This is a genomic window from Streptomyces sp. NPDC008238, from assembly GCF_042956445.1.
In the GTDB taxonomy this organism is placed as follows: domain Bacteria; phylum Actinomycetota; class Actinomycetes; order Streptomycetales; family Streptomycetaceae; genus Actinacidiphila.
In genome coordinates this window covers 26,021-40,273 of sequence record NZ_JBIBGK010000046.1, presented here as the reverse complement: position 1 = coordinate 40,273, position 14,253 = coordinate 26,021, and the positions used below count along the sequence as shown (strand labels likewise).

Here is a 14,253-nt window from a genome sequence, read left to right as displayed (position 1 = left end):
CGCTCAGCCGGGGCGGTCGGCCCGTGCGGCGAGTTCCTCCGAACCCGTCGTCGATCTTCACGTACAGTGCGGTCAAGAGGGTGTTCAGGTCTGTCATCACAAACGGATCTTGGACACCCTCGCCCTTTCCCGGTGGCCGAACTTCGGAACTACTCGTCTAGACCTCGACCGACGCCGACCGCCGGCTTGGATCAGGGATCCAAAGCCCTGACGGGCTGCCAGGGCGGCAGTACCTTGCCCAACTCACCGACCCTCGCCCGCCAGTTCATTGACTGCGGCGGTCGGTGCGACCGGACGAGCCGACGTGCGGTCAGGCGGCGCGGCGGTACTCGGCGAGGGCGCCGGTCGCCCACAGCGGGACGAGTCGGGGCAGCTCGGAGCCTGCGACCTGGCCGCGCACACAGCGCAGCCCGAGCTTGGCCAGGGAGTCCGCGGCTTCGTTGAGCGGGTTGCCGACGTGTGCCTTCTCGTGCACGAACGTCAGGTGCGGTGTGAACTCAGCGACCATCTGGAGCCGTACGAGGGTGGGGGCCCGGCCCTGGGAGCGGAGGTTGGTGCTGTAGCCGTCCGGCATTTTGCTGCCGCCGCGCTGCCAGGCGTGCAGGTACTTCAGCGCCTCGATGCTGTCGACGCGCACCTCGACGGGTCGGCCGGAATGTGCGGCGAGTACGGCCTTCAGGCCCCAATGAACGGCCCGCAGTTCGGTGACGACGACGCGGGCGCGGGGCCGGGCGACGTAGGTCGGGTAGAGGTGGGCGCGCAGACCGGTGTGGCCGGTCGTGGCGAGGTATCCGGAGGCGACGCGGTCCGCCCCGACGGACGCGTCCGTGGCGAGGACGATCGGCCCAGACACTGCCTTGACCGTTTCGTTCACGCAGATCCCGCGCCGCGCACGGGTCTTCGGCCGGGGCGCGTGGGCGAGCGGCGAGCGGTGGCCCATGAGGTTCCTCCTGTTCGTATCGGGTTGGGCGGCGACGCGATGTCGCCTGCCGTCGGCAGCGAGGGGTGCAGGCATAGTGGCCGGGACCTTGTGCATTCGGGGTGTCAGTCTCCGAGCGTGAACGCCAGGCCGCCCGCCCGCAGGGCGGCCTCGGTCTGGGTGAGGCCACCGCGGTGGGACACCTCGACGGTGTAGAACTTCGAGCCCGGGGCGATGTCGTCAACCGTGAACGTGAACGCACACCCTTCATCGGTCTTCTCGCCCAGGTCCAGGGAGCCGGTGGCGACCAGGGTTCCGTCCGCGTCGGTGACGTTGACCTGGGTGCCGAAGTCGATGTCGGAGTAGCCGCCCGTGCCGGAGCACGGCTCGCCCGTCGTGAGTCCCGCGCCGGACTCGGTGAGGGTGAGGGTGCCGTCCGTCGAGAACGGTCCCTGCGCCGGCGTCTCCGCAGCGGTGGCCGTGCTGGTGGGACTGGCGCCACTTTCTTTGACCTCGTGATCGCCGAGAAGGGACGTGGTGAGCCAGCAAGCACCGACCGCCGCAGCTCCCACGCCGACCCCGAGGGCCAGGACCGTGCCCCGCGACAGCCGGGCCCAACGGGAACCGCTCAGCGGCGGAGACGAGGGCATGGACGGGACCTGGATAGTGTCCGGGAACGGGGCCGCCGGTGCGGCAGGATCGGAAAACGGCTCCGAGGCGGGGACGTGGGCGGGCTGCTCGAACTCGGGGGCGGACATCGCGGTGGTTCCTCTCGTGAGGCGGACTGGAGCGGTCCTGAGCCGTGGACGTACGGGGCGTACGTGAGCGATCGGCGCCCACGGCTCTACGGCGCTGGATTGACGGGGAGTTGCGAGCCCGGGCAGATGCGCCCGGGGAGGGCGGAGCCGCCGTGGATGCCTCGGGTGCCGCGCTGTGGGTTCGGCGAAGTCGGGGCGTCTGGGCGTCAGCCGACCTTCTCCCACTTGTTGCAGCCCTTGGTCTCGAAGTACTCGCCCTTGTGGACCGTCACGCGCGCCTGGCCGGTGATGTTGTCGTTGGCGATGATCGCGTCGAACTCGCCGGAGGCGTTCTTGAGCCGGGCCCAGTAGCAGCCGAGGCCGAAGTCGTCGTCCTGAGGCCCGGCGGTCTTGTAGGTGCCGGCCTTGATGTCCTCGCCCACCAGGTACTGGCCGTCCCCGTCGACGGTGCTCGGCGGTCCAGGCTTCTTGGTCGGCTTCGGCTTCGCGGGGGCCTTCGCGGTGACCGTCACGGCCGGTTTCGGCGCGGCGGCCTCGGCGGCCTCGGCTGTCTTGGTGACGGTGACGGCCGGTGCGGGCCGCCTGGATTCCGCCACAGGGCCGGAGCCGCCTCCGCCGCCGATGCCGGCGCCCAGCCCCAGGGCGACGACCGCGACCGCGCCGTGAGTGAACCACGCCTTGCGGCGGGAGGGCTTGGTGGCGGGGGGCGTGACCGGCGGGACCTGTCCCCACGTGGGCTGGGTGGGCTGACCGAACGGGGACTGCGGGGTCGGGGTGCTCATCTGAGGTCCTCCGGTGGGTGGTGGTGTGCTGCGGTGTGCAGCCGGGAACGGTAGGAGCCACGGCGTTGCCGCTGCTTCCAGGTGAAAGCGAGACCAGATAAGCAGCAGAGTGAAAGCACTGTCAAACGACTTGACGGATTTGACGTCCGCTGTAGGGTGTTTACTGTTCATTCCGACTGGCCAGAGAGGTGCAGGACCCCACGCCATGCCCCAACAGCCATCAGCCCAGCGCCCCGACGCGGCGCATGTGACAGCTGCCGAGATCTCCCGCATCGCGGGAGTCACGCGCGCCACCGTCAGCAACTGGCGCCGCCGCCACGACGACTTCCCCGTCCCCAGTGGAGGCACGGAGAGCAGCCCGCTCTACGACCTGACGGCCGTCCAGGCATGGCTCCGGGGGCGCGGGCACTCCTCCGCGGCTTCGCCGGCGGAGGAGTTGCGCACGGCACTGCGTCTGCGCGGGCCCGGCGTGGGCGCGGCGGTACGGCTGTTCCCTCTGGTGGCAGCCGCGTCCCGCCTCGGGCCCGCGCAGTTGACCGAGCTCGCCTCTGCGGCCGACGACCAGCTGGTCGCGCGTGCGGAGAAGGCCGCGGCGGAGCACCCCGCCGCAGTACCAGGAACCGAGCAGGCCGGCTACGGGCCCGACGACGTGGCCGCGCTCCGCGCGCTGCTGGGGTGCGTCCGTGACGGCGGAGCGCAGGCCGCCCTCGATGTCCTCGCCGAACGAGAGCTGGACGAGGGCGCCGCCAGTGGCGTCTACCAGACCCCAGAGGGCTTGGCGTCACTCATGGCCCGGCTCCTGCCGGCCGGCACGGCGCGTGTCCTCGACCCGGCATGCGGCAGCGGAACCCTCCTCGCCGCCGCCGCTCGCCACGGCGCCCGCGATCTCTTGGGGCAGGACACGCTTGCCGTCCAGGCGCAGCGCAGCGCGATCCGCCTCCTGCTCGCCGCTCCCGAGGCCGAGACGGCGATCCGCGTCGGCGACAGTCTGCGCGACGACGCCTTCCCGAACGTCACCGTTGATGGCGTCCTGTCCAACCCGCCCTTCGGTGACCGTGACTGGGGCCACGACGAGCTGGCGTACGACCCGAGATGGGCCTACGGGGTGCCGCCCCGCTTCGAATCCGAACTGGCCTGGGTCCAGCACGCCCTGGCGCACTTGGAGGCCGGCGGTCATGCGGTCATGCTCCTGCCGCCAGCGCTCGCCTTCCGCTCCTCAGGTCGCCGCATCCGCCAGGAACTCATCCGCAGCGGGGCCCTGCGCGCCGTCGTCTCCCTTCCGGCAGGGGCTGCTTACCCGTTGCACATCGGCCTGCAGATCTGGATCCTCCAGCGTCCCGAGCCGGGTGGCGCGGACCGTGCGTCCGTGCTGTTCGTCGACGGCGAGGGCGAGCAGCGGGACGCCGCCAACCTCGGGGCGACCAGCACGGCCACGGCCGGCTCCGGGACGCGCGGCGGCTCGCGCCTCGGCCGCTCCTCAGGGTCCTCCGCGGCCGCGTCGTCCGCCGCGGTCGACTGGGCGGGCCTGACCGACCGGGTGCTCACCCAGTGGGCCGCGTTCCTCGCCGACGCCAGTACTTACGCCAGCGAGTCGGGTGTGGCCCGCGCGGTTCCCGTCGTCGACCTCCTCGACGACGTCACGGACATCACCCCGGCTCGCCATGTGCGGGCCACAGCGGCTGACATCGACCCGGCCGCGCTGGCCCTCCGCGTCACCGAACTGCGGGACCGACTGGGCGACGCGGTTGCGGCCCTGCGGGCAGCCTCCGCGCTGGGGGACTGGCAACCGTCCGGGGAGTCGTCCCGTGAGTGGCGCACGGCGACCGTCGCCGACCTGGCACGCGGCGGGGCCCTGACGGTGCAGCGGGCAGCGGCGCCCGGCACACGGGGCGCCAAGGCCGAGGACGTCGAGACGCTTGTCCTCACCGCCCGCGACATCGCCGGGGGAGACCCGCCGTCCGGCGGCGCCGGTGATGCCCTCGCGGACGCCACCCAGACTGTCGCCGCCGGGGACGTCCTCCTGCGCGCACTGGCGGGCGGCGAGGGCGCGCCGATGAGCCGGGTCGCGGACGACCAGGACGCCGGGGCCCTGCTCGGGCCCAACGTCCACCTCCTGCGCCCCGACCCGGCCCGGCTCGACCCATGGTTCCTGGCCGGGTTCCTGGGCGCTGAGGACAACATCGCCTCGGCGTCCACCGGCAGTACTCAGGTCCACGTCACGCCGGGGCGCTTGCGCGTTCCGCTCCTGCCTCTGGAAGAGCAGCGACGGTATGGGGAGGCGTTCCGCCGTGTGAACGAACTGCGCACGGCGACCCGCCGAACGGCCGACCTTGCCGCCGAGTCAGCGGCCTCACTGGCCACCGGTCTCACGATCGGCGCACTCCTACCGCCGGGAACACCGGTAGAACCGAATATTCAAGGCGCCAGGTCAATGTGAGTATTGGCGAGTCCGGACAGAACATCTCATTCATCCCGTCGGTGGCGACCGGGCTGGATGAACGGGTCCGGGATTGATCAAGACTTCGGGTCGTGACTGCACTTTGGTGATTCGTAGGTTCGTGCTGGCGGTTGGCTCCGTAGGTAGTGGGTGGGAAGGGTCGGCGCCCAGCCCTCTCGACCGGGTCATCTGCAAGTTCGTCGACGTCGCCCTGTGTCCCGGGTGTGCCCGGTCACAACGTGGCTACATCTTCGAAAGGCTGATCTGTCGCTTCTGAGAGCAGTCGAACGAGGTCGCAGAAGAGCGTTTCATGCCCGGCGAGACCGTCAAGGTCATGGTTAACCTGCGGGTGAAGCGCGGCGCGAACCCCGTGCACCTGCCGGGCATTGCGCGGGCCATCAAGGATCTCGCTCGTGGGTGAGCGAGGCAGGTGCGCCAGCCTGCATGGCCCCGGCTGCGCGAGCCCAGGATAGGAGTCTGAGCGGCTCAGGGCTGGCCTGAGGTACGGGACACTCTGCACATTGACCGGTTCAGGACCAGTCAAGTACACGATGCAAATAGTGCGTGTATATCGCCAACGCACTCCTTCCTCAAGTGGAGGGTAGGGGTCCGTGTACGCTGGGAGTATGACGGACAATGCCGCTCCATCGGTCGGCCCTCTTGTCACCGGTTCCGAGATCGCTCGGCTGGCCGGAGTCACCCGGGCCGCCGTCTCCAATTGGCGCCGGCGCTACGACGACTTTCCCGCGCCGGCGGCAGGTGCCGCGAACAGTCCGCTCTACGCGCTTGCCGAGGTCCAGGAATGGTTGGACAAACAGCGCAAAGGGCAGGAGGTCTCACCCGAGGTCGAGTTGTGGCAGGCCATGCGGGCCGCGTATGGGGAACAGATGGTCACGGGCCTGGCAGAGGTGGCCGCGGTGCTGGTCGGAGACGGCGAACCGGCGCTGCCGGATGACGTCGCCACCCGTGTACAAGGGCTCGCCCGGACTGAAGCTCCTGTCGACCTTGTGAAGGGATTGACGGAACGTTTCATGGAGTCCGCTCGGCGTGCCGGATCGGACCAGGTGACTCCCGAGCGCGTGGTCCGTGCCGTGTGCCATTTCGCTCCTGAGCTGCCGGCCGACGCCGCAGTCTTGGATCCGGCCTGCGGAATCGGGGTGCTGCTCCTGGCGGTGGCTTCCCAAGCGAAGATGCGTTGCTTCGGCCAGGAAATGGATGCTGACAGTGCCCGTTTCGCACAGCTGCGCGCCGACCTCCTGGGCCGATCGGGTGTGAGCATCGTGGCAGGTGATTCCCTGCGCGCAGACGAGTGGCCGGACCTCAAGGCGGATCTGGTCGTCTGCGACCCACCAGCCGGCGTGACCGAGTGGGGACGAGAAGTGCTGCTGCTCGACTCCCGCTGGGAACTCGGAACCCCGTCCAAGGCAGAAGGGGAGCTTGCGTGGCTCCAGCATGCCTATGCGCACACCGAGCCCGGCGGCCAGGTCCTCATGGTTATGCCGGCCTCGGTCGCCTACCGCAAGGCAGGCCGCCGGATCCGATCAGAACTCGTGCGCCGGGGCATCGTGCGGCAAGTGGTCGCCTTGCCACCAGGGACGGCGACTTCTCATGCCCTGCCTGTCCACCTTTGGTGTTTGCGGCGTCCCGAGAACACGGGGGGTGCGGATGCGAACCACACCGTGCGCATGGTCGACCTGACTGGCAACAGCCCGGATGGGAACCTGGAACCACGGCCCGACCAGGTCGCCGATGTGCCGCTGATCGAACTCCTCGACGACACTGTCGATCTGACTCCCGGTAGTCACCTCCGCTCCCGGCACCGCGACTATCCCGGTGAGTACACCGCCCTGCGCAAGGAACTAGAGGACCAGATCCGCCGGCTCGCCGCCCTCTTGCCCGAGCTGACACCAGGCGACGGACCGGGTTCCCTGGACAGCGCCACCACCAGCGTTGCAGATCTCGCCCGTGCCGGACTCGTCGCTTACGACGGTCCGGAACCGGTCTCAGCCAGCGAGCAGCTCGACACGGACTATCTGCAAGGATTCCTTCGCAGCTCGGTCAATACGCGCCGGTCCACAAGCTCCAGCGGAACCTACCGTCCTGATAGCAGAGGGTCACGTATTCCCCGCATGGGCATCGACGAGCAGCGCCGATACGGCTTTGTTTTCAGGGCCCTGTCTGCATTCGAGGAAGGAATGTGCAAGGTCGACGAGCTGAGCCGGCAGCTTGCCGAAGTCGCCCGTGAGGGCCTTGCCACGGGGGCCCTGGCCCCGGAGGAGTGAGCACTGTGCGGGACACCCTGGGTGGGTGCCCCGCACCGGTCTTGCGCCGGGCGGCCAGTCAGGCAGCGTGCGGCAAAAACGGGCTTGAAGCTCCGCTCCACGTCACACTCAGCGCTTCGCGCGCGCGAGTGCAGGCGACGAAGAGCAGACACCGTTCCCGGAGCAGGTCGGCTTCGTGCTGCAGCGGGTCCACCTCGCGTGGGGTGATCTCACGGGCGAACGGGACGGTGCCCTCGCTGACACCCAGGACCGACACCGCCCGGAACTCCAGCCCCTTCATCGAGTGCATCGTTGCCAACCGAACTCCCTCAGCTCCCTGCGCGACCTGCCCCCTGACCCGTAGGGCGGGGATGCCGGCGGCCTTGAGTTTCTCCTCGGCCGAATCCAGGGAGAGGTTGAAGCGCGCACATACGCCGATCTCATGCGGTGCGAGACCCTCTGCGAGCAAGGCCCGCACCCGGTCGACCAGAGCCTCGCTCTCCTCCTGTCGGGTCACGTACCCTTGCACCTGGGGACGGCGTCCATGGAGCAGGGACAGGTACCCGGCCAGCGAGTCCGTTCCATCGCCCTCCAACGCATCGACGGTGACGGGCGCGAGGAGCCGCGCCGACCAGGCGAGGATCTCCTCGGTGGATCGGTAGTTGACCCGCAACCGGAATCCACGGCCGGCCGTGGTGATGCCCAACGAGCCGAGCGACACGCGGGAGTCGTAGATCCGCTGGTGCGGATCGCCGGTAATGAACAGGTCATCGGGGCCAGGGGAAACGGCGGCGCGCAGCACCCGCCACTGCGCGGGATGCAGGTCCTGCGCTTCGTCCACAACGACATGGGCGTAGGGACCCGGCTGATCGGAGAGGAGGTCCGCCGCGCGGGCGCAGACCCGCAGGTGTGTGGTCTCGCCACGGTCGCGCAGCAACTGTTCGAACCGCTCTTTACCGTTCCACACCTCTCGGCGGCGCGTGGGGCCGAGGCCGGTGCCGCGGCCGCGGCGGCTCGCGCTGAGGTAGGCGTCGAGATCACGGAGGTTCTGGCCGAGCACGACGTGCCGGTACTCCTGGGCCAGGAACTGGGCGGTGAACGGCAGATCGAGCTGCTTGACGGTCTTCTCCCACAACTGCCGCTGTTCCCGGTCCCCGATCGGTTTGGGCGCGGCCGCCGACTTCGCGCGCACGACGCCGTTGGCATAGGCGTCGACCGTCGTCACGTCGACCCGCGCCAGTAGCGTCTCGTCCTCGTCCAGAAGCAGACCGAGCATCTCGCGCAGTCCGGCGGCGAGCGCGTTGGTGTAGGTGGTGAGCAGGATACGGCCGTCCTCGGAACGGCCGAGCAGGTGCTTGACCCGGTGCAGGCCGGCCACCGTCTTGCCCGTCCCAGGGCCGCCCGTGACCTGGACGGGACCCCCGTACGAGGCGCGGTAGGCGACACGCCGCTGGGAGGGGTGCAGGAAGACCCGCCAGGCCTCGAACGGCTTCTCCAGAACCTCCTGCAGTTCCTGCGGCCCGGTGACCAGGCGGATGCGTGCGGGAGTGTTGGCGATCACCGTGGCCAGGTCTTCGACAGGCTCGGCGGGCGCGTCGGCAGGCCGACGGACGGCCACGACGTCCTGGTAGACGTCTTCCGGGCTGAAATCCTCGGCAAGGTACTGCAGCACCTCGAGCTGATCCTCCGGCAGGAGCGTGGCGAACGCGTCCAGCTGGGCCTTGTCCACCAGTGAACGTGCGGCGCGCAGCACTTGGTCGTCGATGCCGAGCTCGCGCAGCGCGCCGTCGGAGACGTCCGCGAACAGCAACCGAGGAGCCGTGCGTGCGGCCGTCTCGTACAGCGGTGTCAGCTCGTCCAGGGCGACGGCGTTGCGTACCTCCAGGGCCCGGGTCGCGGAGTTCGCGCTGTACAGACGCTTCGCCGCCCAGGTATAGGCGTCGTCGTGCGGCAGGACATTGACCAGGAGGAACACGTCGCTGCCGTCGTCGGGGGCGAGGACGACGCCGCGCCAGAAGTCGGTGATGCGAACGGTGCGCATCCGCGGGTCGCGGGCGTTCTCAACGGACTCCAGGTGCAGTCCCTTGTCCGCGTTGAGTTCGGCGACGCTCATGGCCTGGAATTTCGCCATGGCCTTGCGTACTCCGGCTCGGACCGGCTTCTCCATGGTGTCGTAGCCGTCCCAGAAGCTCTGGGCGAAGGCGAGCCGGGGCATGAGGTCCCTTCCTATTGCCTGACGGTGTTTCGTGATCGTCGATCATGCGGTGGCTTGGACCAGCCGTCCAGAGATCTCCCGCAGCGCCGACAGGAGTTGTCCGGGTTCGCGGGAAAGGTCGAGGCTGTGCTGGTACAGCCGCACTCCCCGCCCGTCTTGTCCGGTCGTCGTTCCGCGCACCTCATGGAAGCGTTCGGGCTGCCGTCCAGCCGCATACACCAGGTGCGCCTCGCGCAAGCCGAGCACAGTGGCGTACGCCAGCGCCTGGTACAGGTCGGCGTTGAGGAGTCCGTCGGCCTTCTTGACCTTGTACTTGGCGTCGACGACGGCGAGCGGAGTGCGGCCGTCACCGGTGCGGACCACGAGATCGGGACGTATCCGCACCAGACCCGCGGTGTCGAGGTGGTGGGGGGCCTGCAATCGCGCGGCCAAGCCGTGCTCCTGGAGTGCCTCACGCAGGGCGACCGTCACGAAGTCCTCGAACAGCTGGTTCATGTCGAGCAGGAACCCGTCCATGGCGAGCGGGTCCGACCCGGCCGGCCGGTGTTCCGGTGAGGCGCCGCGCAAGACGGCCTCGGCGAGCCGCAGCGCGGGCTGGTAGCGGGAGTTCAGGCGCGACGGCTGCCAACGCGGCAGTTCCTGCCCCCGCACCAGTGGCAGCGCGTCGGCCAGACGTACGCGCTGATGGGCCAGGAGCCGCCGGACAGGCCCGGGAACGCCTGGCAGCCGCAGCAACCGCTCGGCGGCGGCGCGCAGGATGCGGTTCTCTGCGGTGTCGGCGGTGTATGCGTCGTAGGCAATCTCCACCGGCGGCGTACGGCCGAAGTGCCGCCGGATCTGCTCGGCCTCGCGCAGCCGCCCGCGCACGACCAGCGCGGACTCCTCCACTTCCCGGTAGCCCTGAAGGACGCCCTGCCGCAGCGCCGCGTCGATCTGCCGCTCCACGGCGTGCGCGAGTGCGGGAACGACATCGTCGTACGCTCCGGTGTCGACGGTGCCCTCCTGGCTGTCGCGCCAGGCGCGTGCCGGATTGAGGCTGAACCCGAGGAGGAAGAACAGCCGGCTCACGGGGGTCTTGGGCGTGATCCGTACGACCGGGCCGCTGGGCGTGCGCACGGCGCCGACCCGGCTGCCCGCCCGCAGCAGCCAGTGTCCGTCCCGGCCGGGATCCGGGGTCGCGCTCTGCAGGATGCCGGAGGCGGCAAGGGCCCGCCCGGCATCGGCGCCCAGCGGGACGGAGACGGCGGGCCCGTGTTCGCGCAGGGTCACCTCAAGCACGGTCACAGGCGCTGCCCGCGCAGCGAGTCGAGGCCGTAGCGGGCAGCGATGTCCAAGCCCTCGCCGTAGTGGTGCTCCTCGAGCAGCGGCAGGATCTTCGTGCGCCAGATCCGTTCGAGTCCGCCGTCACGGAACGCGCCCGGCTTCATCAAGTACGAGGGGCCGATGGCGAAGTCGGCGTCGTCAACGCGGGCGTTGAGGGCGTCAAGGAGCCGGGCGGGCTCCAGGTCCCTGCCCTCGCGCTGCAGCCAGCGTGCGAGTAGCCCGGCGGTCGGCTCGACGCGCGGAGACAGCTCCACGAACGCGAAACGGCGCCGCATCGCCGCGTCGACCAGGGCGATCGACCGGTCGGCGGTGTTCATCGTGCCGATCACGAACAGATTCGGCGGCAGCGCGAAGTCGTCCCCGGAATAGGTGAGGCGGACAAATCTCGTCCGGTACTCCAGGAGGAAGTACAGCTCGCCGAAGACCTTGGCCAGGTTGGCTCGGTTGATCTCGTCGATGATCAGGAAGTGGGGAACGTGCCGGTTACCCTCGCGGGAGGCGAGATCGGCGAGCTCCCGCAGCGGGCCTGCCGTCAGTCGAAACGCCACCTCCCGCGTCTCGGGGTCCTCCACGGGCCGGAACCCCTCGAAGAAATCCTCGTAGGCGTACGAAGGATGGAACTGCACGATCTTGACCTGCTCCGGGCCACCGCCGAAATACTCGGCCAGCTTCATCGCCAGGTACGTCTTGCCGGTCCCCGGCGGCCCATAGAGCACCAACTGGCGCTCGTCGAATAGAAGTTCACGGACCTCCTCCAGCCAGGCGCGGTCGTGGACGAGGAGGTCGGCGGCGAGTTCCGCGGTGATGCCCGGCAGCGACAGTTCTCGCTGCACCGGCCGTTCGGCAGCACGGTAGGCGCCGCCGTCGGTTGCTGTCGGGTCGGTACGCTCCGTACGCCCGGTGAGTCCGTCCAACGCGTCCAGGATGCCCGTCAGGTCGACGACATCATGCTGAACGGACAGCTTCTGCTGCACTTCCTCCGGGAGCTCCTCGTACGCGTGGCTCTGCGGCGACCAGGCGACGGTCCTGCGCAGATTGGACAGCCCGCCGGGCGACGAGGTCTGCACAGCCTCCCCGGTGACCTGCCCGACGTGCAGCCGGCCATCACCGATGGTGGCCACCGTGTCGCCGACGCGCATCTGCGTCAGGAAGGCGTGCAGCTCGTCGACGAGACCCTGCTTCTGGTTGTACGAGGCCGCCCCCTCGTATCCCTCCTCGACGAAGCGGCGCAGCGCGCTCTTGGTCGGATCGGTCTCCTCAAGAAGCGGCAGATGCGTGCCCGCGAGTGAGACGAACCCCTCCTTCAGCCACAACTGCCGAACCAGGTTGTGCCCTGAGACATTGGAGCCGCGCACCAGCCATGCCTTGTGCGGGGCGCGCCAACCGGTGGACAGATAGTCGGCGAGCGGGTAGCCCTCCACGGTTTTCCACGACTCGGGGCCGGAAGCGTCGTAGCCGTACACCAGCGCGGCGGCGGCCGAGGAAGAGTTGCACGCAATGTCTCGAGTTGCCACCCAGCGTGGCGGCGCCTTCGGCTGGCCCGGGTCGGCGGGGGCATCCATGAACTCGCCGTTCGCGCGCAGCTCATCACGGAGCCGACGCGCGTGGTCACCGAGCCCCGGCCATGCCTCGGCGGCCACAAAGGACCCCTCCTGCAGGAGGAACTTGTGCGTGCCATTGCCGCCGAACCCCGCAAGCAGGTATCCGCGCGCCTCACCGCCGCCCTTGGGGAGCGCGATGCGGAACTCGGGTGTGCCGGGAAGGCGGTCGAGCTGCGGCATGTGTGACCTTCCGAGGTGGGGCGAGGCCTGGTAGAACACTGCACACCTTACCTGTTGACACTGTCAAGGGGCTCGGCATGCCTTAGAGGTAAAGCTCGACAATGTGTTGACGATGTAAACAGGCTGCCCCTAGAGTGTCGACACCTCCGACCGGCTCTTCCGGGCGGAACTGGCGGCTTGGTCGCTGGGGTGGGGTGTTATCGGTGGGGGAAATGATGGTCGAGGTCAAGCGGCGCACGATCGAAGCAGAGTTGCCGGCAGTTATCGAGAGGCTGAAGAGCGGCGCGTCTCGGGCCGGCGTTGTCAGTCAACGGGCCTTCGCCCAGGAGGCACGCCGACTCGGACTCACGACTGACGATCAGCAGCGAAGGCTCCGCAATGGACTTGCCGCTGTCGGCATTCATGTGAAGTCTTCACGTCGGGGACAGACGAGCCACCAGCCCCCGCCCGCCGTCGAATCCAGGGCGCAGGCTGCGGCGCCGCCGAAAAGAGAGTCCACCCCGCCGCCTCGCGCTCCTGAGCCCGAGCTTGTCGCTAGTGACGCGGCCAGGCGCCTGGCCCAGGCCCGGCGGATGCTGGCCCGCTACGCCGACGCCGACGGCACCGTCAGCAAGCTCGCCCACGACGGTGTTGCGCGGCTCCACGGGCTCAGTCCTGCCGAAGTGCGTGAGCTGACCTCCGGCTTCCCGATCACCCGCCCCCGTCCGCCCCGCACGACCGTCCCGGCGGTGGCGACCGATGAGGCCCGGCCTGCGGCGGCTGCATCCACTCCCACATCCTCGAAGCCGTCGATCGGCAACCAGCGCACCCGCTCTGCACTGTCCGCCGTGGACGTCACACTGTCCGGTGCCGTCCGCGCGGCCCGGGCTGTGCTGGAAGAGGACCGAGGGCGCCGGTACGTCGGCAAGGTGCTGCTCACCGCGGACGAGGAAGTCGGCCTCGCGATTCTCCTCCGCGACGGCACCGGCTGCCTCAGCCGCGATATCCCAGCAGAGGAGATCGCGGCGCTGCCTCGCGACGGCGAGCGGTGGCGCGCATACGAGTGCCTTGTCCTGCACAACCAGCGGCTCGTGTGGAAGATCGCGCAGGGCTACCAAGGACGCGGACTGGACATCGAGGACCTCGTACAGCACGGATGCCTTGGACTGATGCGCGCGGTCCGCAGGTTCGACGCCACCAAGGGCTTCAAGTTCTCGACCTACGCGATGCACTGGATCAAGCAGCACATCAACCGGGCCATCGCCGACGAAGGCACCCTGATCCGGCTGCCCGTGTACCTGCACGAAAGGGTCAGCAAGGTCGCCGTGGCTGAGCGAAAGCTCCTGAGCGAAGGCCGCGCCAGGACTGTCGACAACGTGGCTTACGCCACGGGCCTCACCTTCGCCGAAGTAGAAGAGGTGCGCAGGATCAGCCGGCCCACCGACTCCCTGGACCGGATCATCGGCGAGGACGCCGCCCTTGGGGACCTGATCATCGGGCCCAGCCGACTCCCCGAACCTCCCCTTGTGCTTCTCCGCAAGGAGTTTCACGCCCGCCTGCGGCACGTGCTGGAGCACCTGCCCGAGCGTGAGCGGCACATCCTCATCCGGCGCGCCGGCCTTGACGGCGACGATCCGGACACGTTGGAGGACCTCGGAGGCGTCTTCGGCGTCACCCGAGAGCGCATCCGCCAGCTCGAATCGAAGGCCAAGCCGAAGTTTCGAGATGAGTTGGTCCGCCACGGGCTGATGTCGGCGCATCGCTGAATCCTCCAACCTTCCCGGCCAACCCCGCCGTC

Annotated in this window: 9 protein-coding genes and 1 pseudogene; 3 read left to right on the top strand and 7 right to left on the bottom strand. The window is 69.2% G+C overall.

The annotated features are described in order from the left end of the window. The 4 genes and pseudogenes from ACFZAU_RS40175 to ACFZAU_RS40160 all read right to left on the bottom strand — a co-directional run. Positions 1-100: pseudogene (locus ACFZAU_RS40175) on the bottom strand (IS982 family transposase); the annotation flags it as partial. A gap of 210 nt (positions 101-310) precedes the next feature. Next, positions 311-853, bottom strand: coding sequence for a ribonuclease HI (locus ACFZAU_RS40170; RefSeq protein WP_500556329.1), 543 nt, complete (start codon positions 851-853; stop codon positions 311-313). Positions 854-1,044: 191 nt separating this feature from the next. Further along, complete coding sequence (locus ACFZAU_RS40165; protein ID WP_500556328.1) at positions 1,045-1,677, bottom strand: hypothetical protein; 633 nt, start codon at positions 1,675-1,677, stop codon at positions 1,045-1,047. 206 nt (positions 1,678-1,883) lie between these two features. Continuing rightward, entirely contained in the window at positions 1,884-2,459 is a 576-nt protein-coding gene (locus ACFZAU_RS40160; protein WP_500556327.1) for an Rv1352/Rv1906c domain-containing protein, read from the bottom strand. 247 nt (positions 2,460-2,706) lie between these two features. Here ACFZAU_RS40160 and ACFZAU_RS40155 point away from each other — a divergent pair, with 247 nt between their 5' ends. Further along, positions 2,707-4,896, top strand: coding sequence for an N-6 DNA methylase (locus tag ACFZAU_RS40155; protein WP_500556326.1), 2,190 nt, complete (start codon positions 2,707-2,709; stop codon positions 4,894-4,896). A 626-nt stretch (positions 4,897-5,522) separates the two neighbouring features. Then, positions 5,523-7,178 (top strand): N-6 DNA methylase, encoded by a 1,656-nt coding sequence (locus tag ACFZAU_RS40150; RefSeq protein WP_500556325.1) that lies wholly within the window; start codon positions 5,523-5,525, stop codon positions 7,176-7,178. 58 nt (positions 7,179-7,236) lie between these two features. On the opposite strand, the gene ACFZAU_RS40145 is transcribed toward ACFZAU_RS40150, so the two are convergent. The 3 genes from ACFZAU_RS40145 to ACFZAU_RS40135 are packed head-to-tail and all read right to left on the bottom strand — an operon-like array spanning position 7,237 to position 12,476. Next, a complete protein-coding gene (locus ACFZAU_RS40145; RefSeq protein ID WP_500556324.1) occupies positions 7,237-9,372 on the bottom strand; it encodes a UvrD-helicase domain-containing protein in 2,136 nt (711 codons plus the stop codon). A gap of 42 nt (positions 9,373-9,414) precedes the next feature. Further along, the gene (locus ACFZAU_RS40140) at positions 9,415-10,650 is read right to left on the bottom strand and encodes an McrC family protein (protein ID WP_500556331.1); all 1,236 of its coding nucleotides are present in this window, start codon (positions 10,648-10,650) and stop codon (positions 9,415-9,417) included. 2 nt (positions 10,651-10,652) lie between these two features. Then, entirely contained in the window at positions 10,653-12,476 is a 1,824-nt protein-coding gene (locus tag ACFZAU_RS40135) for a DUF4357 domain-containing protein (RefSeq protein ID WP_500556323.1), read from the bottom strand. A 572-nt stretch (positions 12,477-13,048) separates the two neighbouring features. On the opposite strand from ACFZAU_RS40135, the gene ACFZAU_RS40130 reads away from it, so the two are divergent. Next, positions 13,049-14,221: a sigma-70 family RNA polymerase sigma factor gene (locus ACFZAU_RS40130; RefSeq protein WP_500556322.1), complete on the top strand. Its 1,173-nt coding sequence runs from the start codon at positions 13,049-13,051 to the stop codon at positions 14,219-14,221. Positions 14,222-14,253 lie beyond the last annotated feature (32 nt).

What these genes read in the sequence shown, in the direction of transcription:
- ACFZAU_RS40165 (WP_500556328.1), bottom strand. Translation starts at nt 1,677, where the DNA reads ATGTCCGCCCCCGAGTTCGAGCAGCCCGCCCACGTCCCCGCCTCGGAG.
- ACFZAU_RS40160 (WP_500556327.1), bottom strand. Translation starts at nt 2,459, where the DNA reads ATGAGCACCCCGACCCCGCAGTCCCCGTTCGGTCAGCCCACCCAGCCC.
- ACFZAU_RS40150 (WP_500556325.1), top strand. Translation starts at nt 5,523, where the DNA reads ATGACGGACAATGCCGCTCCATCGGTCGGCCCTCTTGTCACCGGTTCC.
- ACFZAU_RS40145 (WP_500556324.1), bottom strand. Translation starts at nt 9,372, where the DNA reads ATGCCCCGGCTCGCCTTCGCCCAGAGCTTCTGGGACGGCTACGACACC.
- ACFZAU_RS40135 (WP_500556323.1), bottom strand. Translation starts at nt 12,476, where the DNA reads ATGCCGCAGCTCGACCGCCTTCCCGGCACACCCGAGTTCCGCATCGCG.
- ACFZAU_RS40130 (WP_500556322.1), top strand. Translation starts at nt 13,049, where the DNA reads ATGCTGGCCCGCTACGCCGACGCCGACGGCACCGTCAGCAAGCTCGCC.